Below are 25,066 nucleotides of genomic sequence, written 5' to 3'. Positions count from 1 at the left end.
GCGGCGGTAACAGCGGCGGAAGCGGCTCCAACGGTGGCGGCAACGGAGGCGGTAGTTCCGGTGGCAATGGCAACGGAGGCAGTGGCCACGGCGGCGGTAACAACGGCGGAAGCGGCTCCAACGGCGGAGGCAACGGAGGCGGAAGTTCCGGTGGCAACGGCAACGGAGGCAGCGGCCACGGCGGCGGCTCCAACGGCGGAAGCGGCTCCAACGGCGGCCAAGGCCAAGGCCATGGCGCAGGCGCAGGTGCAGGTGCAGGTGCAGGCGGTGGCTTCGGAGGCTCCAACGGTGGCCACGGAGGCGGGTACGGCGGCGGCAATGGCGGCAATGGCGGTGGTCACGGCGGCGGAAGCCACTAATAGAGCAAGAGCAGTCATCGCCACGAGCGAGGAGGTCGCCAGCCCGGCGTCCTCCTCGCCGGATTCAAACCATCAAACCCAAAAAGAAAGCGGACAGGCTCCCCCCTGTCCGCTTTTCTTTAAAAAGACCTCACCCCACCCCAATCACCCGATCCTGCACAACCAGAAAAACCTTCTCCCCAGCAACACGTCCTTCTTCCCGCGCCCCGCCGGTAAAACTTCCAAACGCTGGCAGCACCCCGCACTCGGCCCCAAACCGGAAACACGGCACGCGCACCGAGTCAGTCCGCGTCGTGACCCGATAAACCGGATGCACGTGACCGGCCAGCGCATACGCACCATCCACCCGCTGCGGGTAATGACACAACGCCCACGGCCCCAAACGCCTGGGCTCCTTCACATACTCAACATCCAACGTCCGAGGCAGAGCACCGGCGTGCCGGTCATGATTGCCTTCCACCAGCACCAGCCGCAAATCCGCATGCCTCGCGCGCCATTCATGCAGCGCGTCGAGTGTTTGTGCGGCATGCGATTCGCGTGCATGTAGCAGATCGCCGAGAAACACGATCATGTCCGGCTCAAATCCGGCGATCAGGATATCGAGGCGCATCAGATTGTCCGCCGTCGACCCGATCGGCACGGGAATACCGCGCGCCCGAAACACCGCGTCTTTACCAAAATGCGCATCGGCGATCAACAGACAGCGCAGCACTGGATCGAAACACGCACGCAAGCTCGACAGCACAAGAGGATGCCCAGCGATTTCAATCGCCAACGATGCCGGCTTCATACGCGAGCCGCCTTCTCCAGTTCAGCCAGCATTCGCTCGACTCGGTCCGCGAGTTTCTCGGTACTCACTTTCTCGCGCAGACGCCCGACAATCAGCGGAAACGCAAACGGTGTCGGCTTTTTTGGTCGCGCCACGATCACGCGGCTCGTGTTCATCCGTTCGAGCGCAATGCGAATGCGCTGGACGTCGAGTTCCTGCAGCAGTACTTCCGTGTCCGCCTGATTGAGCAGCAGATTGCCACTATCATGATTGCGGAAGATCTCATAGAAAAGACCACTCGACGCCTGCAATTGCCGCGCACTTTTCTGTTGCCCCGGATGTCCCTGAAACACGAGGCCCGACACTCGCGCGATTTCGCGAAAGCGTCGCATCGAAAGTTCGGAAGAATTGAGGCTTGCGAGAATATCGTGATCGAGTCGATCGACTGAGAGAAGGCCGCTTTCGAGTTGTCCTGCCCAGTCGAAAGGTTGCGCGGACAATAACTCAAAGCCATAGTCATTCATCGAAATGGAGAAAGTACCAGGCTTCTCGCGTGCGACCCGCCACGCGAGCAACGCACCCAGACCGATGTGCGCGGTACGCCCCGCAAACGGATAGCAGAAGAAGTGGTGCCCTTCGCGCGATTTCAGCAGTTCCACCACCAGTAATCCAGGCTCGGGCAATGCCGACCACTGCTGCTGCAGTTCGAGCAGCGGCCGCACGGCGCGCATTTCCGGTTCGTCGTAGATGCCACTGGCAGCACGCGCCAGCATCGTCAGCGTGGCGTCGGCGAGTTCCGACGACAATGGCATGCGACTGCCCGCCCATTGCGGCATCGCTCCACGCGATGAAGTGGCACGCCGTACCCACGCCGTCATATCCTGCACGCGGATCAATTCGAGAGCACGCCCGCCGAAAGTAAAAATATCGCCGGGTTTGAGCCGCGAAATAAACGATTCTTCAATGGCGCCGATTCGTCCACCGGACAGATACGCGACATTCAGCGTGCCATTCGCGACGATCGTGCCGATGTTGTTGCGATGCCGCCGCACCAGATCCTCGCGCGGCACGCGGTACAGTCCATCTTTTTCGCGCATTACGCGATGGTAGTCGGGGTACGCCCGAAGCGCGGTTCCTCCGCCTTCGACAAACCCCAATGCCCAATCGAACTCTTCCTGCGTCAAATTCCGGTACGCGTAAGTGCGACGAATTTCTCCATACAGTTCCTTCGCATCGAAACCGCCGCCAATCGCTACGGTGACGAGATGCTGCACCAGTACATCGAATGGCTTCTCAGGCGTCTCGCGTCCTTCAATATGACGCTGCTCGACGGCTTCTCGCGCGGCGGCGGCCTCGACCAGTTCGAGTGCATGCGTCGGCACAATCGTCACGCGTGACGGCCGGCCAGGCGCGTGTCCCGAACGTCCAGCGCGCTGCATCAAACGTGCGACGCCTTTGGGCGAGCCGATCTGAAACACGCGTTCTACTGGCAAAAAATCGACGCCGAGATCGAGGCTCGACGTGCATACCACCACTTTGAGCAAACCGCTCTTCAGACCACGCTCGACCCAGTCGCGCACTTCCTGATCGAGCGAGCCGTGATGCAATGCGATCAGTCCGGCCCATTGGGGACGCGCTTCGAGCAGTGCCTGATACCAGACTTCGCATTGCGAGCGCGTATTCGTGAACACGAGCGACGTTTGCGCTTCGCCAATAGCCTCGGCCACTGCGCTGACCTGGCGCATGCCCATATGGCCGCCCCACGGAAATCGCTCGATGGTGTCGGGAATCACCGTGTCGACGATCAGCGCTTTTGGCAGTGCGCCATGCACGTTGACGCGCGGTGTGTCGACCGGAGCGAGCAGCACGTCGGCGGCGAACGGCAGGTTGCCGAGCGTCGCGGATAGCCCCCATACCTGCAATTCAGATCGCCAATGCGCGAGACGCGCGAGTGCGAGTTGCGTTTGCGTGCCGCGCTTATTGCCGAGCAACTCATGCCATTCGTCGACAATCACTAGCCGCACGTGCGACAGCACTTCACGCGCGTCAGGCCGCGTGAGAATCAGCGTCAGACTTTCTGGCGTCGTGACGAGCGCGGACGGCATGCGCCGGTTCTGCCTTGCGCGCTCCGCCGACGATGTGTCGCCGGTCCGCAGTCCGACGCTCCACGGTACTGCCAGTTCGGCTGCCGAGCTTTGCAGTGCGCGAGCGGTGTCGGCGGCGAGTGCGCGCATCGGGGTGATCCACAGTACTGTGAGAGGTTCGGGCTGGGTGCTCTTTGTGCGTTTTGTATTGCCACGCGTCGAGGATTTTCGATCGGCAAGCGCGCCGGCATTCGCGAATGTGGCGAGTGCGCCAAACCATACCGCCCACGTTTTGCCCGCACCGGTTGTCGCGTGTAGCAAACCGCTTGCGCCACGCGCTATTTCCCGCCACACGTCGCGTTGAAACTCGAACGGCTGCCAGCGGCGTGCATCGAACCAGGCCTGGAGTCGATCCGGGAAAGGGCGCTGCGCGGCTTCGTCGTCGATGGAAAAGGGTAGTGGCTCGAAGGCGGGTTCGCGTGCGTCGAGTCGAGCCTGCTGCGCGCGAGTGCGCGGAACCCGCCGGGGCCGGGGCGCGCGACGCCGCTCCTGCGCACTGGGCGGCACAGGGACGGTGTTGTCGTCGGAATCAGCCGGCTCGGTCATCGACAGTACTCTTCCGTTCTGGATTCGCACATTGGCGAGCGTGCGCACGAAGGACGTATCAGGTGGACCGCGAAGCCGTGCAAGTGGTTCACGAATGTCTCGCCGCATTTCCGCGGGCGATGCAGTCCGTGATTAAATGCCGGGGGCTCGCTCGCCTATATGGATTCTTTTATCACGGAGTTCGGCTTGAATCGCAAACAAATATCGCTGCCGCAGACGTCGTTACGAATTGCAGCGGCACAAGCGCAACCTGTTCCTGGTGATGTCGCTGCAAACATCGCCAGAACGGTCGAATTGACCGGCATTGCCGCCGATCGCGGCGCGAAACTGGTGGTTTTTCCCGAAAAATTCCTGAGCGGCTACGAGCCGGACCTGATTGCCGGCGACCCTGCGAAGTACGCGTTCGACGCAAACGATCCGCGTCTCGCGCCAATTCGCGAAGTTTGCCGCCGACGTGAAATCGCCGTCATGGTCGGCGCGGCGACACGCGCAACTGCGGGTCTTCGTATTTCGTCGCTGATATTCAACCGCTCGGGCGAGCAGATCGAGCCGTATCACAAGCAATATCTCTATAGCAGCGAAGCACGCATTTACCATCCGGGCACGCAAGGCCACATGCTGGTACTCGACGGATGGCGGCTCGCTGCCGGTGTCTGCTATGACTCCGGGTTTCCGGAACACGCGCGGCTCGCGGCGGTGAATGGCGCGCACGCATATCTGGTGAGTGCGCTTTTCAGCATGAAAACGGGCTTCCACCAGTCGCGCATCTGGTTCCCCGCGCGTGCTTTCGACAATACCTTGTACGTGCTGTTGTCAAATCACGCCGGCACGACCGGCGGCTGGGAAGCGTGCGGAGCAAGTGCGATCTGGAATCCGTATGGCGACGTGATGGTGCAGGCGAGCCGTGATCGCGACGAAGTGATTACCGCGCTACTCGATCCTGCGTTGCTGGCCGATATCCGAGAAAGGGAAACAGCACTCGCGGATTTCAACGCGCGCGGCGACGTGATTCCCGGCGGCTATACGGTACAAAGTCTGGATTGACTCTTTATTCACACTCGCGCGGCACGCAAGTAACACCACGGCAATTAGCGGCGCATGCTCTTTGTCAATCCGGGCAACCGGCAACGCCCGACAGAAATATGCAACATACGATCCGTTACAATGGGATGCACCACCCAACTGGAGACTTGCTTTGAAATCTATCGTTGCCTTGCTGGCCGCAGCTGTTCTTTCTTCGACGGCAATGGCCGCTGCACCCACTACCGAGAAACTGCCTTCAGGCGTCATCGTTGAACATCTGACGCGCGGCACGGGCGCTCAACCGTCCGCCACCGACGTCGTGAAGGTCAATTATCGCGGCACGTTGCCCAATGGCACCGAGTTCGATAGCTCCGCCAAGCATGGCGGCCCGGCTACGTTCCCGCTGAATCGCGTGATTCCGTGCTGGACGCAGGGTGTGCAGACAATGAAAGTGGGCGGTAAAGCCAAGCTCACCTGCCCCTCGGCAACTGCTTACGGTGAACGCGGCGTCGGCCCGATTCCGCCGAATACCGACCTGACTTTCGAAGTCGAACTGGTCGACATCGTCAAGTAATAGCGCGCCTGGTGCGCCAGAATTGAGCCCCGCTCCGGATGCCGCAGCGGGGCTTTTTCTTTTCATGGCGCGTCATTCACCAATTGCTTATTGGCTCCTGACGCTTACCTGCCGGTGAACTGTCGGAGATTCGTAATGAAACTTGAAGACAACGCCGTGCATGTTGCCACCATCGGCTTCACTGGCAAAAGCGCGCAGAGATTTTTCGATTTGCTGAAGCACGCAGAGGTTCGTACGGTTCTGGACGTCCGGCTGCACAACACGTCACAGCTCGCGGGTTTCGCGAAAAAGCAGGATTTACGGTACTTCCTCGAAAATTTGTGCAGTGCCGCGTACGTGGAGATGCCCGAACTGGCACCCGAACCTGCGTTGCTGAAACGTTATCAAAGCAAAGAGCTGACTTGGGACGAATACGAGGCTGCTTATCTTGAGCTGATCGCGAAACGCCGGGTGGAAAGGCAATTGGATATCGATCTGTTTCGTTCCGCCTGTGTACTTTGCAGTGAACATTTACCACATCACTGTCACCGGCGCATCGCGGTGGAGTACCTGAATACTCAATGGAACAGCGGGCTGAAAATCACCCACCTGTGTTGATTTTCTTCTTCGATCTTCTTCCCGGCGACTCTCTCCGCAAAGAGAAAATGCGGTGGTTTTTTGAAGTCCCACCGCGCTCGGTCGTCTACTATCTACTCACCCGCTTACCCTGAATCGTTCTTCCCGCACGGTCGAACGTCTCTCGTCATTCGTCGCGTGTCAGGAACTCCTGCCATGAATATCGATTTTCACTACGGTGTGGTTTATGTCGCGGCCCGCGCTGGCGGAATGACACCGGAGGATGCCTGTACGGTCGCGCATTCCTGCCAGTACGTCGACGATGCAACGACTCACGGAATACTGCGCTTTAAGGGCGGCGAAACGTTCGAGCGTTTTGCCACGGCGCACAAGTTATTCGATTATTCCAATACGGAGAACGACCAGAACCGGCTCGTCTGGACGCCGTTTCACTTCTTGCCGGCGGCAGAGGGCGACACTCTGGAGGAAAAGGCTGTTTGCCGCCCCGATAGCGAGGTAGCGCGCGAAGTGATGCGAAGGGCGATTCGTCAGCGGAACACGGAGACGGGTCTGCATCGACTTGGCGTGACGCTTCACACGTATGTCGACACCTGGGCGCATCAGGGATTTGCAGGAATCGAGAGCCCGTGGAACCGGGTGCATCTGCTGGAGGCTCAGGATTGCACGCGAAAAGGCTGGCTTGCGGGTCTGAAGGCGGCCACTGAACATCTGGTGGAGCGCATCGAAGAAAATGTGCTGACGCTTGCCTTGCCTGTCGGCCACGGCGCCGCGTTGCACTATCCCGACCAGCCGTGGGCGCATTGGCATTACATCGACGGCCGCAACAACTTCGTCTCAAGACACAATTTGCCTGAGTTCGTTCAGGCCGCCGAGATGGCCTGCCGCGCGGTGCGAGGGTATCTGGCCGGACGGGAAGATTTTGAAACCCAACCGGGGATGCCGGAGAGCGTGAGAGAAGAACTCTCTCATTTGCTCGACATCAATCGCGACGCCGACGACAACCAGCGCTTGCAGAGATTCTGCGAATGGGTGAAAGCCGGACGTATTCCCGGTTTGAAAGAGTCCATTCCCCGCTATGTGGCCAAAGGGCCCGGCTCGTGGAAGTGCAATGCCACCGGTTTGCAGCACGATGATGACACCGGAGATCAGCCGACGTGGACAGACGCATTCGAGAGAAGCGACTATCGGCTCTTTCACGACGCAGTCAAACAGCACCGTTTCGTGACGACTCAGGAAATTCTTCCCGCCCGCGGTTTGCGAATCGCGTGAGCCGGGACAGAGAAACGCCGCCGCCGAAGTCGATTCAATGCGCGTGATTGACCTGGAGGCGGCGTCCGGTACTTCTCCGACTTATTGCATTCTTGCTTCCTGCTGACGTTGCGCCGCCTGTTCCTCTGCGTGCTTCTTCGCCATATGACGTCCCACCAGGCAGCCGCCGACCGCGCCGACCACGGCGTGGTGCCCGGCATAGTGTCCCGCCACTCCTCCCACTACTGCGCCCTTCATGCAACCGGCGGCGTTGGCCGTGCCGATCATTGCCGAGGAGAGTGCCACTGCCGCGAGAGCGGCTTTGATGTAACCAGCTTTCATCTGAAAAGTACCGTGCTGTTAAGAGGAGCGAAGGTGGTGCTATTCGAGGTCTTTTCAATAGCCTCCACCGAGATCGCGCTCCCGGGATTCATGTTCCTGACATTTCCGCGAGCCGGAATATCGGCCGCGGAGCAACTATAAACAGATCTTTCTGTTCATAACCCGTTCTTCATGCTCATCGAAGCAGAGTGCATACGCCTGTTTCCAGTCGGAGCCGGTCTGCTGGAAGCCACTCGACGAGCACGGTTCGCAGTGTAGGGGAGCAGAGCCGACAAAGGTGAAACAGTGCTGCGAGATCAGTAACGCTCAATTACCGATGACCCTTGCGAGTCGGGCTATCTGCCGGAAAGGACGGTTTTTTCCATTGCGAATAGTGCTTTTTAAAGCCCTGCCACTCAAAAAGCGACATTTGCAATAAAAAATGGACTGCTGTCCTTTGATTATTCAAATGCTTGCCTATAGTAGAAGCGACTATTGCTGCCATGCAGAGCAGACGTCTTTTCGTTGATGCAGGTAACGGGGAACCGGAATGACGCCATCGAACGCTGCGACTTATCAGTCGAACGCCGCCACACCCGAATCGTTGCGGACGCTGGCTGGTTATCTGGAATTGGCACTCGACGAAGGCGAAAGTGTGGTGCTGATGAGAATCGGTGTTCAGGTGCGCAGTGTGTATGTTGGCGATCCGTCCGGGAACCTGGAGGATCTGAGAGAGTCCGGTGTAGTAGATGCCCAACAGGCAGATGAGATGCTGATGCTCACCTGTCTGGGACTCAACCGCATAACGGCGGACGGTCAACAATACCGTTTTGTACGAAGTGTGCGGTACATTGCCGATCGCCAGGCCGTCGTTTTTACGCCGACCTGAGTATTAGACGAGTATTAGCAGTTGCAATACGGGAAGTCGAAAAGAAGAGTCCGCAAGAAGAGCCGGAGCACGGAGAAAGGAAGATAGATCGGGAAATTGGATAGTGGGCCTGAAAGCTTGCTGTCCAGATGGAATGTAAGAGGCGGATTCAATGTATCAAAAGCCACATACCCTGCCTTTCTTTTTCTATTCATGGCATAGTTTGACGATTACCACATAGGGAGGAATCAAATGCCTACACTAGAGCAGATTCAAGCCAAACTGAAAAAACTCCAGGCGCAAGCCGACGTGCTGATTGCCAGAAAAGCACAAGTCGCAGTCGATCAGATTCGTGACCTGATGCTCAGGCACGGTTTGACTACTGAGGATATCGAAGCCAAAGCAAGGGCGAAGCGTGCCGCGCGAGCTCTGAATGGCCACGCCACCGGCGTCAAGGCGAAAGCTCCCGGTTCGGCTAAACCAGCGAAATACCGCGACCATAAAACAGGCGCCACCTGGACGGGCCATGGCCGCGCGCCTGGCTGGATTGCCAATGTAAAAGACCGGACTCAGTTTCTGGTCGACGGTGCAAGCGAATTGAAGTCGGTGGCAAAGGCGGTTGTCAGTTCCGCAAAGAGCAAGGGCCAGCCGAAAGGCGCGCAACCTCCCAAGTACCTGAACCCGAAAACGGGCGCGACATGGAGCGGCCGTGGTCCCGCACCCGCCTGGCTCGCAAGCGTCAGGGATCGCAGCAAATTCCTGATCGACAGCGCGGCGGCAGCGGCTAGCAATACGGCGAGTAAAGCGGCGAAGAAGGTGTCGGCAAAAGCCGGCAAGACGAAATCGGCGGCCACTAGTGGTGCAGTAAGCAAGAAAGCGGCGGCAAAGAAAGTCGTCGCTAAAAAGGCGGCCGCCGCTAAAAAGACTGTCGCCAAAAAGGCAACCGCGGTAACCCGCAAAGTAGCGGCGAAGAAGCCGGCCGCAAAAAAAGCGGGGACTAAAGCGGCAACTAAAGTGGCGACCAAAGCAGCAAAGAAGGCTCCGGGCCGCAAAGCAGCCGCTAAAACCGTCGCTCCTGCTGCTCCCGCAGCCGCGCCGCAAACCCCTGCGGTACAAGCAGGCGCCTGAGCGCAACGGAGTTGTGAAGTAGATGACCAGCACGTTCGATTCAACCCAGCAGGAAGACCAGGTCGTCCTGCTGGACTCCGTTCCTCATCCCGCAGCCGATGCCGCCGAACCCTTCATTGTCGCCAGCGACCGCCGGGTAATTCTGGCTTATCCGATCGCGGAAGCGGACTTTGAGCGGTTCGGTCCATTCGATCCCGACGACGATCCTTTCTGTGCGGTCCTCTTTCCAGACACCGTGTTTCATCGGCTGGGGCCGCCGGGAGAAAGCGATCTCGACATTCATCCGCTCGTCGCGCAAGGCTTGCTCGGTTACTCGGTTCACGAAGTAGTGAACTCGTCGCTGACGGCGGAGATTGCAGCAGTTGCATCGGCGGGACCTACGCCGCGTCATTTCGTCATTACATTCCTCGGTTCGACGTTTGAATGTGTGGCGTCGGACGTTACCGTGGTCGGTGTCTATGGCGCCGGTGAAATTGCCATCCGTGAAGCTTTCTCGCTGGTCAGATAAGTGAAATAGAAAGGGGAGTAGCAAAGCGCGGTCCCGCAATGGGCACGCGCAATGCGTGCTGCCTGCGTGGTTAAGAGCCGGACCCGAGGTCCGGTACTCTTTCGTCAAACCGCAGGCGCACATGGGCGTCCTGCCGACTAGCATCGAGGCCCACGCATGCTGCTGACTATTCTCATCACCGCGTTCGTCACGCTCATCGTCATTCTGGTGATAGCCAATCTGTCGAGCGGCGAGAAGAAGATCGAACACAAGATCGAGCGTCTCTATGCGAGCGACGATCCACAATTCCTCCGCTCGATGGGGCTTCTGCTCGGTCCACCGGTTATCTCGGGCAATCGCTTCGAGATGCTGCTCAACGGCGATCAGATTTTTCCTTCGATGCTCGAAGGTATTCGTTCCGCGCGTCAATCCATCACGTTTGAAACGTTCATTTACTGGTCGGGCGACGTAGGCGAACAGATTGCGCGCGCCCTCGCGGATAAAGCACGGGAAGGTGTCGCCGTCCACGTGCTTCTCGACTGGGTCGGGTCGTCGAAAATGGATAAGCGCTACCTGAACATGTTGCGGGACGCGGGCGCGGAAGTTATCCAGTATCACAAGCCGCATTGGACAGGGCTCGGCCGAATGAACGACCGCACCCACCGCAAGCTACTGGTGATAGACGGACATATCGGCTTTACTGGCGGTGTCGGCATTGCGCCGGAATGGACGGGTCACGCGCAGGATGAAAAGCATTGGCGCGATTCGCATTTTCGAGTGGCCGGTCCTGTGGTTGGACACATGCAAGCCGTTTTCATGGACAACTGGGTAAAGGCCACCGGCAATGTACTGCACGGCCCGGACTACTTTCCTCACATGGACGCTCAGGGCGACGGCCTCGCGCATATGTTCAGCAGTTCGCCGTCGGGCGGCAGCGACGACATGCAGTTGATGTATCTCATGGCGATCACAGCGGCTACCAACAGCATTCATCTCGCGAGCGCGTACTTCGTGCCCGACAAGCTGACTATCAATGCAATCGTCGAGGCCGCGAAACGCGGCGTGAAAGTGCAGATCATCACACCGGGAAAACACATCGATACGCACACGGTGAGAGAGGCGTCGCGTGGCTGCTGGGGGGATCTGCTTAAGGCAGGAGTCGAAATATACGAGTACCAGCCGACCATGTTTCACTGCAAGCTACTGATAGTGGACGAGTACCTCGTCTCGGTCGGCTCCACCAATTTCGATAGCCGCTCGTTCAAGTTGAATGACGAGGCCAATCTGAATATCTATGATCGCGACTTCGCGAAACTGCAGACAGCCACGTTCGCTGACGACATTACAAAATCCCGGCAAGTCACGTTTGAAGCATGGACGCATCGTCCGCTCACGGAGAAGCTGATCGAGAAGTGTGTGCGTCTACTTGATACGCAGCTTTGAAACAGCAGGGCAACGCATTGCATGCCTCATGCATGAATTAGATTCGAGAAAAAAATAGTTTTGAAATTGTTTTAAAAAGGAGTTCTCTATCGTATATTGACATCTAGTCTTCACGGCTTTGGGTGCAGACTGGCTGGTGAAAAGGAACGACTGTTTTTAAGTCATCCTTTCAAATAGTTTATATAAGAAATTTACGAGGCATCAAAAGAGCCCGGTTTTGGTGCGCATTGCGTTAAAACGCATTGCAAAAAACCGATGCGCATTTCTTCGGGGGTGCGGCTCTGATGTAGTAGCGGTCGGGGTGGATCGGATTTGCCGGCAGGAAAAGGCAAATTGCACGGGCCTGATCCCCTGTTGTACGGCCGCAAAGCGCCCGCCAATGCGGGCGCGGTATCAGTACGCGCGTGCTTTGTGCATGCGCATGCGAATACGCCATGCCCATCGAAAAGCTCCTTGTTCCGCTCCCTGCGGGCCTGAAAGTCTACGTTGAACGTCACGTATTCGATCCGGCCTTCGAGAGCGTGATTCTGATCAACGGCGCGCTTGCCACTACGGCGTCGTTTGGCCAGACCATTAAATATCTCGGCGAACGCTATAACCCGATATGTTTTGATTTGCCTTATGCGGGCCAATCTAAATCGCATAACGCGGGTAACTTCATTCTGACAAAAGACGATGAAGTTGAAATCCTTCTTTATCTAATAGATTTATTCGAGCCGGGCTTTCTCGTGTCGGTATCGTGGGGCGGAGTGGCGTCGCTGCTCGCGCTGTCACGAGCGCGGACCAGCGTGAAGCGCGCGGTGATCGCGTCGTTCTCGCCGCGTCTCAATGAAGCGATGACCGCTTATGTGAGTACAGCGCGCGACTATATCGCCGCGGGTGAAAACCTCAAGGCCGCGCAACTGCTCAACGATACCGTGGGCCGGCATCTGCCGCGCATCATGAAGCTCTACAACTTTCGCTATCTGTCGTCGCTGCCGCGGGACGAGCAGCAGCAGGTTGCGTTTCACGTCCAGCAGATTCTGGCGATACGCCCCGAGCATTATCTGTGCGAGTTCCGCAATATCGACTGCGGTCTGAAGTTCCTGAATGGCGAGCTGGACGAATACACCACGCCTGACGATGCCCGTTCGCTCGCGCCGCATCTCCAGCGCGCCGAGTTTTCGACTATCGCGCAGGCGGGGCATTTTCTCGATCTTGAAGGGAAAGCGGCCTTACGTCAGGTGCGTAACGAGATTTTCGACTATTTCGGGCCGCCGCCCGCACAGCCGGCGAATCGCGCGCTCGACTGTTTCGATGCGCTCGCCGCGCGTTCTTCGATGTTACCGGTGCCGCAATCCGCAATGACAAACGTCTCGAATGTAGCGAACGTTGCATTGCAAGCCACCGCCGATCACTCGTTACAACAGGTTGAACTACCGTGAATATCGCTCAGAGCATGGCCATCGTCGTACCGTGGACGTTGTGGCTGTTGTATTGGGTCGCGACGTCGAAACAGGTCAAGGAGACCGCGCGCAAGGAAGCTTCGCGATCGCGCACGCTGCAATCCATTCCGCTGATTGCCGGTGGTGCGCTGATCGTGTTGCCGGATCTGAACGGGGCGGCATGGTCGTTCAATTTGGAGTCGATTGGCTCGCTTCAGTTCGCCGGTCTCGCAGTGCTGCTGGCGGGGCTCGGTTTTTCCGTCTGGGCGCGGCTGCATCTCGGCACCAACTGGAGCGTGTCGGTAACGCTGAAGGAAGGCCACGAGCTGGTGCGTAGCGGGCCGTATGGACTGGTGCGTCATCCTATCTATACCGGCTGTCTGCTGGCGCTGGCAGGGGCGGTTTTAATCGGCGCGGAGTGGCGCGGCGTGGCGGGGCTGCTGCTGATTTTCGCATCGCTGGCGTATAAGGTGCGCATCGAAGAAAGCTGGTTGAGCGGGCATTTCGGTGGCGCCTACGCGCAGTATCGCCGCGACGTGGCTGCGCTGATCCCCGGTCTGTTCTGAGCGCGCCATGACGAAGGTCATCATCACCGCGATAGGGTCGGCGGGCGACGTGCATCCGCTGCTCGGCATCGGCGCGGCTCTGTATTCGCGCGGGCACGAGATCGTGTTCTGCAGTCATGCGCCGTTCGAGGACGCAGCCACACGGCAAGGCTTTGCATTCGTTCCGATTGGAACGGCTGATGAATATGCAGCGGCAATGGCGAATCCGGCGCTATGGCATCCGCGTACTTCGTTCAGAACTTTGTGGGCGTTGATTGCGCCGACGCTGAAGCCGCATTTCGACAAGCTCGCTTCGTTGATCGACGACGACACGATCATGGTCGGCACATTGTGGGCTTTTTCGGCGCGACTGATACAGGAGTTGTATCGCGTGCCGCTGGTGTCGGTACAGGTGTCGCCGTCCACTTTGCTGTCCGCGTATGCGCCGCCGACTCATCCGCGATTAACCATTCCGCACTGGTTGCCGCTCGGGGTGAAAGCAGGGCTGTTGCGGTTAATCGAATGGCAGGTACTCGACAAGGTTTGCGGGCCGGCGCTGAATGCATTGCGCGGTCAACTCAGACTCGATCCAGTCACGCGAATATTTGGTCAGTGGCTGCATTCGACCGACGGCGTGCTATGTCTCTTTCCGGAATGGTTCGCGCGCTCTCAGCCGGATTGGCCCGAGCCGCATCGGCTGAGTGGCTTTCCGCTGTTCAACGATGCGGAAGGGCATACGCACGATCCGCAACTGGAAGCGTTTTTAGACGCAGGTGAACGCCCCGTCGTTTTTACGGCCGGTTCGACCCTGACTGATCACGCACGTTATTCCGCGACCATCAGCGCGACGTTGCAGGATACGGGACTGCGCGGCATTCTGTTGACGCCGAACGTGTGTGTCGAATCGCATGACGCCCCCGCGCTGATAAAACGCCGGTATGTACCCATGCAAACGCTCCTGCCGCGCTGTCGTGCGTTGGTGCATCACGGCGGCATCGGCACAGCGGCGCTTGCGTATGCAGCAGGTATTCCGCAGATCGTCACGCCCTTTGCCCACGATCAATTCGATAACGCGCAGCGGGTCGCTGCCAGTGGCTGTGGCGTGCGGCTCGATGGTCCGCTGCAGCCGCAAGCGTTGGCACGTGCGCTGGAGCAGGTGCTCGGCTCGCCGTCCATTGCCACGCAATGTGGCCGGATGCAGGACCGGCTCGCAAGTTCACCGGACGGTTGCAATGTCGCCGCGCGCTACATAGAAGGATTCATGCACGCTGGTGTTCGCGGGTCGGGCACGGGACGTGTGCCGTCTTTCGTATTGGCCGCCAGCGGGCACGGCTCATGAGCGCGACATCGCCATTACAGGAAAGCGACCATTTGCTTTCCAATGGATTGCCCCGGGCACCGAAAGTGGCCGGCATCCACGGAGCACGTCTCGCGTTGCTCACGTTTGCGTTGTCGCTCGCGACCTTCATCGAAGTTCTCGATTCGACCGTCACCAACGTCGCGGTACCGGCTATTTCCGGCAGCCTCGGCGTGTCCAATAGTCAGGGAACGTGGGTGATCAGTTCGTACTCGGTGGCGGCCGCGATTGCTGTTCCGCTGACAGGTTGGTTTTCGCAACGGGTCGGCGAAACAAGGCTGTTTCTCTCCGCCGTGATCCTTTTTACGCTGACATCGCTACTCTGCGGCGTAGCCGGTGACTTTCATCTTCTGGTGGTATGCCGCGCCTTGCAGGGGCTTTTTTCGGGGCCGATGGTGCCGTTGTCGCAAACCATCCTGCTACGCACTTTTCCACCCGACAAACGCGTCGTAGCACTCGCTCTGTGGGCCATGACCGTGCTACTCGCGCCGATCTTCGGCCCGGTAGTGGGCGGCTGGCTGATCGACAACTTTACGTGGCCGTGGATCTTCCTGATCAATCTGCCGATAGGCATCTTTTCGTTCACAGTATGCATGACGCTGTTGCGTGGCGACCCGCGCGAGACAGCCTCCGTTCGCGCTGAACGCGCCGCACCGATAGATCTGCCTGGCATCGCATTGCTGGTGTTGGGTGTCGGATCGCTGCAAATCGTGCTCGATCTCGGACACGATCGCGGCTGGTTTGATTCGCCGCTGATTCTCGTACTGTCGATTGTCGCTGTGTTGTCGATCGTATCGCTGCTGATCTGGGAAGCGGGCGCAGCGCATCCGGTGATCGACCTGAGTCTGTTTCGCGACCGCACCTTTTCATTCTGCGTGTTGATCATCTCGCTCGGCATGATGAGTTTTTCGGTGGTCGGCGTGGTGTTTCCGCTGTGGTTGCAGGCGGTAATGGGCTATACCGCGTATCAGGCCGGACTCGCCACGGCGCCGCTCGGCGTGCTCGCGCTGGTGTTCTCGATTCTGGTCGGCATCTATTCACCCCGTTTCGACGCACGCGTAATCGCGACATTCGGCTTTCTCGTGTTCGCAGCTGTGCTGTGGTGGAACGCGCACTTCACGCTGACCATGACGTTCACGCAGATCATCACGCCTGGGTTGATTCAAGGCATTGGCTTGCCGTGCTTCTTCATTCCGCTGACCGCTGCAACGCTGTCGCGCGTATCGGACGACAAACTCGCTGCCGCGTCCAGCTTGTCGAATTTTTTGCGCACGTTGTCGGCGGCATTCGGCACTGCGATGAGCGTCACGCTTTGGGATAACCGCGCGCTGTTTCACTACGACGTGATCGCGCAATCGGTGACGAAATCGTCCGGCAATACGCAGCACTTCGTTCAAAGCCTGCACGGCATGGGTATCGACGGCACGCGCGAACTGGTTACTTTGCATCACGTCGTGCAGCAGCAGGCGTACATGATGGCGACCGGCGACATGTTCTATATGGCGAGCATGACCTGTCTTGCGCTCGCCGCGATGATGTGGCTCACGCGTCCGAAACGCGGCGCGGCCATGACGCTCGGCCACTAAGGAGAATTTCGATGACGACCCTCGGCGCATTGATCATTCTGTTTCACCCGGACGAGGAGCAATTGTCGCGCGCAGTCGCCATGCGCAGCATGTGCGACCGGTTGCTGGTGGTCGACAACTCGCCGCAACCCGACCGGCACGCGGCGCTGCGCTTGCACGAAGCCGGTATTGCGCTATTGCAGAATGGCAATCGCAACGGCATTGCCGGCGCGTTCAATCGCGGCCTGAGCGCGCTATTTCAACTGGATGTCGATGCCGTCGCGCTGTTCGATCAGGACTCGACTGCACCCGTCGACTACTTTCCTGCGATGCGCGCCCGCTGCGAGTCGTTAGGCAGTCGCGCATTTTTAATGGGCCCGCGCATTTTCGATGAAAGCGATCAACGCTTCCTGCCTGAACTGGCAACCAGCGGTCTCGCTGTCGAAAGACTTTCTCTGCGTGCAGACGTGCCGTTGCAGCGCTGCGCATTTCTGATTTCGTCAGGCTGTGTGATTTCTCGTGAGGCTTACACGCGGCTCGGCCGTTTCGACGAGGCGCTGTTTATCGATCACGTCGATACCGAATACTGTCTGCGCGCGTTGTTGCGCAATGTGCCGGTGTATGTGGTGCCGTCGTTGGTGTTGCTGCATCGGATCGGCTCGCGTCGTCGCCATAAACTCGGCTCGCTCGAATTGACGACGATGAACCATCCCGGCTTTCGTCGCTATTACAGCGCGCGCAACGCGATGCAACTGGGGCTGCAATACGGCCTGCGTCTGCCGGTCGCCATCGTGCCCAATGTGCTGACGCTATGGCAGATCGTGCAGATTGTCCTCGCGGAAAACGACAAGCTGACCAAGCTCAACGCGATTGCGTGGGGTTTGGTCGACGGATTGTTCGGGCGCATGGGGCCGATCGAGATCACCCGTCCGCGTCTTGCCGCAAGGGCTGCAAAAGCGGGTGCGCTTGCAGGATCAACCGAAAGCGACGCTGCGATGCATCGTCCGCGTCATTCATGAAATCGCGTATGAAACTATTCGGCGCGTGGCGCATGGTGCCCTTACTGCTGGTGGCCGCTGCATTGAGCGGTTGCATCAGCGATGCAGGTCTGCACGCGAGTGTCGATCCGATCAGGCCTGCTGTGGATACGCTCGCGCAAATCATCGGGCCGGATGCGAACGGCGCATGGCCCGCACCCGATTGGGTGAAGCGCTACCGCGATCCGCAACTCGACAAACTGGTGGCCGAAGCGTTGCAGCAGAACCCCGACTTGCAGATCGCAAAGGCGCGTGTCGGTGCTGCACAGTCGCAACTGGAGCAATTTTCTTCGCTGACCGGACTGACCGGCACGGCGGTCGCATCGGTGAGCAAGGCACGTCTTCCTCAACCCGACGACGTAGCGAATGTCTCTGTCGGCGGTCAGCAGATTCCGGTGCAGTTGTTCAACGATCCGGTGGTGTCGCCTGCTGCGTTGATTGCAGGTTTGAGTTATCAACTCGACCTGTGGGGCAAGAATGCGGCATTGACCCGCAGTCTGTTGTCCACGCGCGACGCCGCGCGTATCGACGCGGAACAGGCGCGTCTCACACTGACGGTTGCGCTGGTCACGTTGTACTGCGAACTCGACCGCGCCTTCACGATGCAGGACATTCTGCTGGAGAAACAGCAGGCGGCGGATCGTGTCGATGCCGTGCTGCGTGAGCGGGGCGCGCGCGGTATCGACAATGCGTATGACTCAGCCGATGCCGATCTCAAACGCAGCCGTCTCGCGTCGCAACAGGCGCTCAACGACGAGCGCATCAAGCTGACCGAGTTGCAGATTGGCGTAATGACCGGACGCGGACCGGAGCGCGGCTTGGCGTTGCATCGTCCGCAATTGTCGGCGGCTGCCGATGCGCCCATGCCCGCGCAATTGCCGGTCGATCTGCTTGGGCGGCGCCCCGATATCGTCGCCGCGCGTTTGCGCGCGGAAGCCGCGCTCGCGAATACCGACGCCACGCGCGCGCAGTTTTATCCAGACGTAAATCTCGTCGCGTTTGCCGGTTTGACCGCGTTGACACCTGCCGCGTTGTTCTCGCGCGCGGCATTGACCGGCTCGGTCGGCCCGGCAATTTCGCTGCCGGTGTTCGACAGAACCCGCTTGCGCGCGCAACTGGGCGGCGATTACGCGAATGTCGACGCGGCTGTGAGCCTTTACAACAAGACCGTCGATGAAGCGCTCGGCGAGGTCGCGCGTCAACTGACGTCACTGCGTACCGTCGACCGCCTCGCGAACGAACAGAGCCGCGCGGTGCAATCGGCGTCGCGCATCGTCGCGATTGCCGAGGAGCGGCATCGTCGCGGAATCGGCATGCAGAAGGACGTGACGCTCGCCGATCTTTCGTTACTCGATGAGCGCGCGCAACAAGCCGATCTGCAAGGCCGGCGCATGTTGTTGCAGGTGGCGCTGGTCGGCGCACTCGGCGGTGGATTCGATGAAAGCAAGGTCAGCGGCGCGCCGATTGTTCATTCGCAATCGGCCGCTTTCTCCCACGCACGCATCATGGATACGCACTTCGACTGAATGCATAACGACAAACAGGCACAGCATGCCGCCGGCTGGACGCAGGAACATTCCGGGCTGGCGAGCAATACGGGCAATCCGAACGATCCCAATGATCGCAACAGTGCGCACGATTCGAAGCGAATCGTGCGGCGCCGCCGCTTCGCCATTTTCCTTGGCGTGGTGCTGTTCGCAGGCGCGGCGTGGTTCACGTACTGGGGATTGAGTGCGCGCTTCTTCGAGGAGACCGACGACGCGTACGTGGCGGGCAACATCGTGCAGATCGCCGCGCAAATACCGGGTACGGTCACCGATATTCTGGTGGATAACACCCGCCAGGTGCGAGCCGGCCAACCGCTCGTCAAGCTCGACGACGCAGAAGCGGCCGCCGCGTTCGCGCAGGCTCGCGCGCAACTCACGCTGGCCGTGCGTCAGGTTGCGAACGCGACGATTTCTCGCAAACTCTACGTGCAATCAATCGACGCGCGACGTGCAGAGCTTGCATTGGCTCAGCGTGCGCTGGCGGCGCGAGATCATGCGTCGGTGGAAGTCGTATCGCCGGAAGAACTCGCGCGCGCGAAGGAAGCGGTGGCTGTCGCGCAGGCAAATCTCGCGTCCGCGCAGGTTCAACTCGACGCGGCACGCGCGTTGGGCGGCAAGTTTCCGATCGCCTCGGCACCGCCGGTGTTGCAGGCGGCGGCGCAATTGCGGCTGGCTTACCGTAACCTGCAACGCACGACCGTGGTGTCGCCGATCGACGGCACGGTAGGCCAGCGTTCGGTACAGATCGGCCAGCAGGTTGGACCGGGGCTTGCTCTCATGTCGATCATTCCGCTTGAACGCCTGTGGGTCGAGGCGAATTTCAAGGAAGGGCAGATTCGCAGCATGCGCGTCGGTCAGCCGGTACGGATCGTGTCGGATGTGTATGGCTCGCAGGTCGTTTATCGCGGACGCGTCGAAGGCTTTTCAGCGGGTACAGGTAGCGCTTTTTCGATGTTGCCTTCACAGAACGCAGCGGGCAACTGGATCAAGGTCGTGCAGCGCGTACCCATTGTGATCTCGCTCGATCCTGCCGAGCTTGCCGCTCATCCGTTGCGACTGGGCTTGTCGATGCAGGTCTCCGTGGACACGCACGAGCGCGGCGGTCATCTGATCGGTAACGATACGCCCGCGGCCACGCAGGCGACACGTGTTCACGACAACGTGTCCCGCGATGCCGACGTACTGATCGAAAAGATCGTCCGGGAAAATAGCGAACGATTGAGCGCGGTGGATTAAATCGCCGCGCCGCTCAGATACGTTTCGACCTTGGCAGCCAGCGGCGCATCGCTGCGCTGATAGTCCGCCGGCAAAGGAACCGCGAGTAAGGCTTTCGCCCGCTGATAGGCGCTCACGAAGCCGCGCAGTTCCTGCGTGACGGGCCGGTCGTCCAGCCGGCGTCGCGATAGTGCCTGCTCGACACAGCGGCCGATCAACGCGATCTGACTGTCGATATAGTCGATACTCAATTGGCGGCAACGCTCGGAAGTACTCGCCACCGCGAGCAGCGCGGGCACGATGGAGATAGTCAGAAATCCGCCCGCTGGAATGCGCGCCAATGCAGCGGGCGAATTGAACAGATCTTTACGCAGTGATTCGAAGACGGCCCGACCCCACACGTCGCGCTCTTGTGCGAGTGCGCTGCGGCGACGCGTTAGTGCGTCCTTAGCGCCGGTATCGACGATATCGCCGTCGGCAACCAGCAATGCAGCGTCGGCATGCTCGCCTTCCTGAATGCAATTCGCGCCGAAATACGCGCTGCCCTGATTACGTGCCGCCAATACAAGATGCTGCAACCGGTCCGGCACGAGCGGATCGAGCGGAACCACCTCGCACGTCACCGGCTTGCCGCTGAAATGAATCGCGCAGCGGCCGTCGTCTTCCAGTGCTGGGCAACGTGCGACAGAAGGGTAGTCGTAGCCCTGCGTCGTGATGCTGAAGGTGTCGCCTGCGTGATGCAGCACTGTGTCTGCGATCGAGTCGAACGCCGCGATGTCGGTCGCGTCGAGCATACTTTCGTGACTGCCCACGCGCAGTCGTTCGCCTTCACGTTTGCGCGGCACACGTCCAATCGCGAGACAGCCGATGAACAGATCGCGATGCCGGAACAGTTCCGCCAATGTCATCGACGGCGGCGTATTGCAGCATTTGCCGCATGCCGAGCACGCGAACGAAAACGCGTTCACCATGGCCGGCGCACCGAATCCTGATAGCGGGTGAGGATGAAGTGCGCGACATCGTCCGAGTGATACGCCGATACCAGTTGCGAAACCCACGGCTGAGTACGGTCGCTGTCGCGCACGGCGAGCACGTTCGCATACGGCGAGCGTGCGTCTTCGAGACCGATGCTGTCGCGCGCCGGATAGAGGCCCGCACGCGCGGCGTCGTCGCTATCGATTACCGCGAAGGCCACGCTATTCAGCGAGTCGAACAAACGCGCGCGCGGCACCTGACGTATCTTCAGATTCAGCCGGTTACTCGTAATGTCGTGAGTTGTCGCGTGGAGGCCTGCACTGTCCCTGAACGTGATGAGCGTGTAATTCTGCAGCAGGATCAAGGCACGTGCGACGCCTTCACGGTCGTCGGGAATCGCGATGGTCGCGCCGCGTTGCAACTGGTTGATGTTCGCCAGTTTGCGCGAGTACAGCGCGACCGGAAACGTCACGGTCGTCGCGACGCCGCTCAACGCATAGTCGTGCTGTTTGCGCTGCGTTTCAAGGCTCGGTTCGTCTTCGAAACTCGCTGCGTCGATCTGCTTCGCAGCGAGGGCGGCGTCGATGGCGCCGGGTTGATCGAACACGACGACATCGAGCGCGAGTCCGCGAGTTGCCGCGACACGGCGTACCTCGTCCATGATCTGCGCATGCGCGCCGGGCGTGACGCCGACCTTGATGACCTGCGCTTCATTGGCAGCTTGCGCTGGCGGGTGAAGCGCCGCAAAAGTCATCAACGCCGCTGCGGCGGCGATTAAACGTGGCTTCATGATGCATCCCTCAACACGGTGCGAAAGCCGATATGCGACGCCGGCAGATCCGCTTCCTGCTGTTCACGCGACGCCGCGCGATAGCGCACGCAATAGTCCTGCGAGCAGAGGAACGAGCCGCCCTTGATCACCATCAGCGTATCGTGTTTGCGGCTGAGCGGCGCGACGGCGGCAGTGTCGCCATTCGTGTGCGATTGATGCGGGCCGCTATAGACATCCCTAGTCCACTCCCACGCATCGCCGATCATGTCGTAGAGCTTGAAGTCGTTGGCCGCATAGCAGCCGACCGGCGACAGGCCCACGTGTCCGTCCTCTTTCGTGTTCAGCACCGGAAACACGCCTTGCCAGTAATTCGCGCTCGGTTTGCCGTGCTCGTCGCGTGGTGCGGTGTCGAGATCCGCGCCTTCGTGACCGGCCTTGCCCGCGTATTCCCATTCCGCTTCCGTCGGCAGATCGCGGCCGAGCCAGTGCGCGTAAGCGAGTGCGTCGGCCTGCGTGACCATCGTCACCGGCTGGTTCATGATGCCGTCGAGATTGCTGCCGGGGCCGGTCGGATGATTCCACCCGGCGCCCTTCACCCAACTCCACCACGCCAGATCGCGCGCATTCATTTCCTCGCGTGTCGGCGTGTGGAACACCACGGCGCCGCCCTGGCGTTCTGAATCGCTGACATAGCCGGTCGCTTTCACGAAGGCCGAAAATTGCGCGTTCGTCACGTCGGTCTGATCGATCCAGAAGCCGCTGACGCGCGTCTTGCCGTCACCGGCCGGGCGCTCGTCTTCGTAACCGAGTTTGCTGCCGAATACGAAGTCGCCGCCATGCAGATGCACCATGCCGGCCTTCGGATCGTCGCGCCAGCGCGCGGGCAGGCCGCCGTAGCGCCCGCATTGCTGTTCGGAGCCGAGGACGGTCAACGCGCGGCCGTGGTTCAGATCGTCGAACCCGCTCGCCTTGCCGCCGCTGAAAACCGCCGAGGCGGCTGTCGCGGCGGTAAAGGCGGCGGCGAACGCGACCGTGGCGATTGCCGCGTAAGCGCCGTAAAGCGCGGTGCGGCCTTTAAGCTTGAATCGTACGGTCATCGCTTACTCAGTAGTAACCACGCGGACGCAGCGGTTCGACGCCGCCGACGCTCGTCATGTAGCTGTTCCACTGCTGCACGAGGCTGTCGACCACCGACGGATTCTGCGTCGCCACGTCCTGCGTTTCGCCACGATCGGCGGTCATGTCGAACAGTTGCCAGTGACCGTCCACGGGACCGAGCGGCGGCTCTGTCCACAAGGCTTTCCACTTGCCGTCGGCGCTACGCAGATAACCACGGCCGTAGGCTTCATCGCCGAACGAAGCGGTATGCACCGCGTTCGTGGTCTGATCGTTCAGTAGCGGCAGCAGCGACTGACCCGTGATCGGATACACGTAGCGATTGTTGTAGACCACCTTGCCCTTGTTCTGATCGACGCCGGTCAGCGTATTGATCAGTGCAGGCGCGGCTTGCGTAGGCGGCGAAATCTGCGCGACCGCGAGGAACGTGGCGGTGTTGTCGGTCACGTGCGTGAAATCGCGCAAGGTCGCCTTCTGCGTGGTCTGCCCCGGCAGGTGGACGATCAACGGCGTGGACACACCGCCTTCACCCGAATACCCCTTCGTCAGACGGAACGGTGTTGCGCTCACTTCGGCCCAGCGCAAGCCGTATTGCAGACGCTTTGCATTCTGCAGACCGTTGTCCGTGCCGAGCGTCGAATAGACCGGGTCGGCGGCGTTGGCGGTATCGGTTGCGGTCGGGTCCGCGCCGGAGTCGATCGGCCAGCCTTCCGCGCCGTTATCCGACTGGAACATGATGAACGTGTTGTCGTATTCGCCAATGTCTTTCAGATGCTGGATCAGCAGGCCGATGTTGTGGTCGAGGTTCTCGACCATGCCCGCGTAGATTTCCATGTAGCGCGCCTGCGCTTTCTTCTCAGCGGGCGAGAGGCTGTCCCACTTCTTGTTCACATAGCCGGGGCCGTAGTCGGTATAGCCTTGCGCGGCGCTGTGCACCGCGCTCACGTATTTCGCCGACGCCGTGCCGTTGTTCGCGGTGGCCGCAGTCGCGACGAGCGTTTCCGATGCGCCGCCGTACGGCACGAAGTCGTTCGGAATAATGCCGAGCGCTTTTTGCCGCGCAATGCGGGCGTCGCGAATCGCGTCGTAACCGGCGTCGTATTTACCCGCGTAATTGTGCAGATAAGGCTCCGGCACCTGCAGCGGCCAATGCGGCGACGTGTAGGCCGCGTAGGCGAAGAACGGCCTGCCGTCGGCTTTATTCGAGTCGATATAGGAGATCAGGCGCTGCGTATAGAAGTCGGTCGAATAGAACACGGCAGGGCTGCCGCCTGTGCCGCCCGGTTGTCCCGGCTGGCCTGGCTGAACGTACTTGCCGTCTTCGGTGTAGTTCTGCGAACCGGCGGGTTCGTGCGCGAAGTGATTGGTCGCAGCGCCGCCGAGCAGCGCGTAGCTGTGCTCGAAACCCCACTGGTCCGGTGTCTGTCCGCTGCCCGTCGCGCTGCCGACAATGCCCGAGCCGATGTGCCATTTGCCGGCCATGTACGTGTGATAACCGCCGTCCTTCAGCAATTGCGCAACCGACAGCGCGCGGTCGTTCAGGTATCCCTCGTAGCCGGGCAGTCCTTTGCGTTCATCGGTCGGCACACCCATCGTGCCTTCGCCAACCAGGTGGTGATCGGTGCCGGAAATCAGCATCGAACGCGTAATCGCGCAGACGGTGCCGGTGTGGTGATTGGTCAGAATGCGACCCGATTGCACCAGTGCATCGAGATTCGGCGTATTGATTTCGCCGCCGAATGCGTGGATGTCGGAATAGCCGAGATCGTCGGCCATGATGTACAGGATGTTCGGCCGCTTCTGTGCGACGACCGGTGCCGAAGCGCTGGGAGAGATGCTGCCGTCGCCGCACGAAGCGAGGGCGACGAGGCTGGCGACGGCTGCGCCGACAATGCCGAGACGAAGTGTTGAGTGTTGCGATCGATATGTTGTCATTGTTGTACTGACCGAAGATGTCGGGTCGCCGATGTTAGCAACGGTAACAGTACGTCCAAAGTTTGATTTCTGCGTTGCTATGCCGGATTGTC

At 59.9% G+C, this 25,066-nt stretch carries 21 protein-coding genes and 1 pseudogene; 15 read left to right on the top strand and 7 right to left on the bottom strand.

Annotated elements, in window-relative coordinates:
- Positions 1–489 precede the first annotated feature (489 nt).
- Both pdeM and BLS41_RS25465 read right to left on the bottom strand, forming a co-directional pair.
- On the bottom strand, positions 490–1,149 hold the full coding sequence (gene pdeM, locus BLS41_RS25470) for a ligase-associated DNA damage response endonuclease PdeM (RefSeq protein ID WP_074769869.1): 660 nt from the start codon (positions 1,147–1,149) through the stop codon (positions 490–492).
- Positions 1,146–3,818 (bottom strand): ligase-associated DNA damage response DEXH box helicase, encoded by a 2,673-nt coding sequence (locus tag BLS41_RS25465; protein WP_074769867.1) that lies wholly within the window; start codon positions 3,816–3,818, stop codon positions 1,146–1,148. The genes pdeM and BLS41_RS25465 overlap by 4 nt, the downstream gene beginning before the upstream one ends.
- A 186-nt stretch (positions 3,819–4,004) precedes the next feature.
- Between BLS41_RS25465 and BLS41_RS25460 the strand changes: the two genes are divergently transcribed.
- The 4 genes from BLS41_RS25460 (at position 4,005) to BLS41_RS25445 (ending at position 7,260) form a co-directional block, all read left to right on the top strand.
- Complete coding sequence (locus tag BLS41_RS25460) at positions 4,005–4,862, top strand: carbon-nitrogen hydrolase family protein (protein ID WP_074771178.1); 858 nt, start codon at positions 4,005–4,007, stop codon at positions 4,860–4,862.
- A gap of 202 nt (positions 4,863–5,064) precedes the next feature.
- The gene (locus BLS41_RS25455) at positions 5,065–5,415 is read left to right on the top strand and encodes an FKBP-type peptidyl-prolyl cis-trans isomerase (RefSeq protein ID WP_253189818.1); all 351 of its coding nucleotides are present in this window, start codon (positions 5,065–5,067) and stop codon (positions 5,413–5,415) included.
- A gap of 135 nt (positions 5,416–5,550) precedes the next feature.
- A complete protein-coding gene (locus tag BLS41_RS25450) occupies positions 5,551–6,012 on the top strand; it encodes a DUF488 domain-containing protein (protein WP_074769863.1) in 462 nt (153 codons plus the stop codon).
- A 174-nt stretch (positions 6,013–6,186) separates the two neighbouring features.
- On the top strand, positions 6,187–7,260 hold the full coding sequence (locus BLS41_RS25445) for a DUF6765 family protein (RefSeq protein WP_074769861.1): 1,074 nt from the start codon (positions 6,187–6,189) through the stop codon (positions 7,258–7,260).
- 81 nt (positions 7,261–7,341) lie between these two features.
- Here BLS41_RS25445 and BLS41_RS25440 read toward each other — a convergent pair whose 3' ends face one another.
- Entirely contained in the window at positions 7,342–7,581 is a 240-nt protein-coding gene (locus BLS41_RS25440; RefSeq protein ID WP_074769859.1) for a hypothetical protein, read from the bottom strand.
- A gap of 529 nt (positions 7,582–8,110) precedes the next feature.
- On the opposite strand from BLS41_RS25440, the gene BLS41_RS25435 reads away from it, so the two are divergent.
- The 11 genes and pseudogenes from BLS41_RS25435 to BLS41_RS25385 all read left to right on the top strand — a co-directional run bounded on the left by BLS41_RS25435 (position 8,111) and on the right by BLS41_RS25385 (position 20,197).
- Entirely contained in the window at positions 8,111–8,449 is a 339-nt protein-coding gene (locus BLS41_RS25435; protein ID WP_074769857.1) for a hypothetical protein, read from the top strand.
- A 231-nt stretch (positions 8,450–8,680) separates the two neighbouring features.
- The gene (locus BLS41_RS25430; protein WP_074769855.1) at positions 8,681–9,556 is read left to right on the top strand and encodes an H-NS family nucleoid-associated regulatory protein; all 876 of its coding nucleotides are present in this window, start codon (positions 8,681–8,683) and stop codon (positions 9,554–9,556) included.
- A gap of 22 nt (positions 9,557–9,578) precedes the next feature.
- Positions 9,579–10,064, top strand: a complete 486-nt coding sequence (locus BLS41_RS25425) for a hypothetical protein (protein ID WP_074769853.1) — start codon at positions 9,579–9,581, stop codon at positions 10,062–10,064.
- 159 nt (positions 10,065–10,223) lie between these two features.
- Positions 10,224–11,486 carry a cardiolipin synthase gene (gene cls, locus BLS41_RS25420; RefSeq protein ID WP_074771177.1) on the top strand — a complete coding sequence of 421 codons (1,263 nt, stop codon included), beginning with the start codon at positions 10,224–10,226 and terminating at the stop codon, positions 11,484–11,486.
- Between the two features lie 434 nt (positions 11,487–11,920).
- Positions 11,921–12,814, top strand: a pseudogene (locus BLS41_RS25415) (alpha/beta fold hydrolase); the annotation flags it as partial.
- Between the two features lie 92 nt (positions 12,815–12,906).
- Entirely contained in the window at positions 12,907–13,476 is a 570-nt protein-coding gene (locus BLS41_RS25410) for a methyltransferase family protein (RefSeq protein ID WP_074769851.1), read from the top strand.
- Between the two features lie 7 nt (positions 13,477–13,483).
- The gene (locus tag BLS41_RS25405) at positions 13,484–14,794 is read left to right on the top strand and encodes a glycosyltransferase (RefSeq protein ID WP_074769849.1); all 1,311 of its coding nucleotides are present in this window, start codon (positions 13,484–13,486) and stop codon (positions 14,792–14,794) included.
- A complete protein-coding gene (locus BLS41_RS25400) occupies positions 14,791–16,398 on the top strand; it encodes a DHA2 family efflux MFS transporter permease subunit (RefSeq protein WP_074769847.1) in 1,608 nt (535 codons plus the stop codon). Before BLS41_RS25405 ends, BLS41_RS25400 begins: the two co-directional genes overlap by 4 nt.
- 11 nt (positions 16,399–16,409) lie before the next feature.
- Positions 16,410–17,396 carry a glycosyltransferase family 2 protein gene (locus tag BLS41_RS25395; RefSeq protein ID WP_074769845.1) on the top strand — a complete coding sequence of 329 codons (987 nt, stop codon included), beginning with the start codon at positions 16,410–16,412 and terminating at the stop codon, positions 17,394–17,396.
- A gap of 8 nt (positions 17,397–17,404) precedes the next feature.
- On the top strand, positions 17,405–18,940 hold the full coding sequence (locus tag BLS41_RS25390; protein ID WP_253189760.1) for an efflux transporter outer membrane subunit: 1,536 nt from the start codon (positions 17,405–17,407) through the stop codon (positions 18,938–18,940).
- On the top strand, positions 18,941–20,197 hold the full coding sequence (locus BLS41_RS25385) for an HlyD/EmrA/EmrK family protein (RefSeq protein WP_083380077.1): 1,257 nt from the start codon (positions 18,941–18,943) through the stop codon (positions 20,195–20,197).
- On the opposite strand, the gene BLS41_RS25380 is transcribed toward BLS41_RS25385, so the two are convergent.
- The 4 genes from BLS41_RS25380 to BLS41_RS25365 are packed head-to-tail and all read right to left on the bottom strand — an operon-like array spanning position 20,194 to position 24,974.
- Positions 20,194–21,147 carry a hypothetical protein gene (locus BLS41_RS25380; RefSeq protein WP_074769841.1) on the bottom strand — a complete coding sequence of 318 codons (954 nt, stop codon included), beginning with the start codon at positions 21,145–21,147 and terminating at the stop codon, positions 20,194–20,196. The genes BLS41_RS25385 and BLS41_RS25380 overlap by 4 nt on opposite strands.
- On the bottom strand, positions 21,141–21,941 hold the full coding sequence (locus BLS41_RS25375; protein ID WP_074769839.1) for a MetQ/NlpA family lipoprotein: 801 nt from the start codon (positions 21,939–21,941) through the stop codon (positions 21,141–21,143). The genes BLS41_RS25380 and BLS41_RS25375 overlap by 7 nt, the downstream gene beginning before the upstream one ends.
- Entirely contained in the window at positions 21,938–23,020 is a 1,083-nt protein-coding gene (locus BLS41_RS25370; protein ID WP_074769837.1) for a formylglycine-generating enzyme family protein, read from the bottom strand. The genes BLS41_RS25375 and BLS41_RS25370 overlap by 4 nt, the downstream gene beginning before the upstream one ends.
- Positions 23,021–23,027: 7 nt before the next feature.
- Positions 23,028–24,974, bottom strand: a complete 1,947-nt coding sequence (locus BLS41_RS25365) for an arylsulfatase (protein WP_074769835.1) — start codon at positions 24,972–24,974, stop codon at positions 23,028–23,030.
- Positions 24,975–25,066 lie beyond the last annotated feature (92 nt).

The organism is Paraburkholderia fungorum (genome assembly GCF_900099835.1).
GTDB lineage: Bacteria > Pseudomonadota > Gammaproteobacteria > Burkholderiales > Burkholderiaceae > Paraburkholderia > Paraburkholderia fungorum_A.
This window is presented reverse-complemented; position numbering and strand designations above follow the sequence as displayed.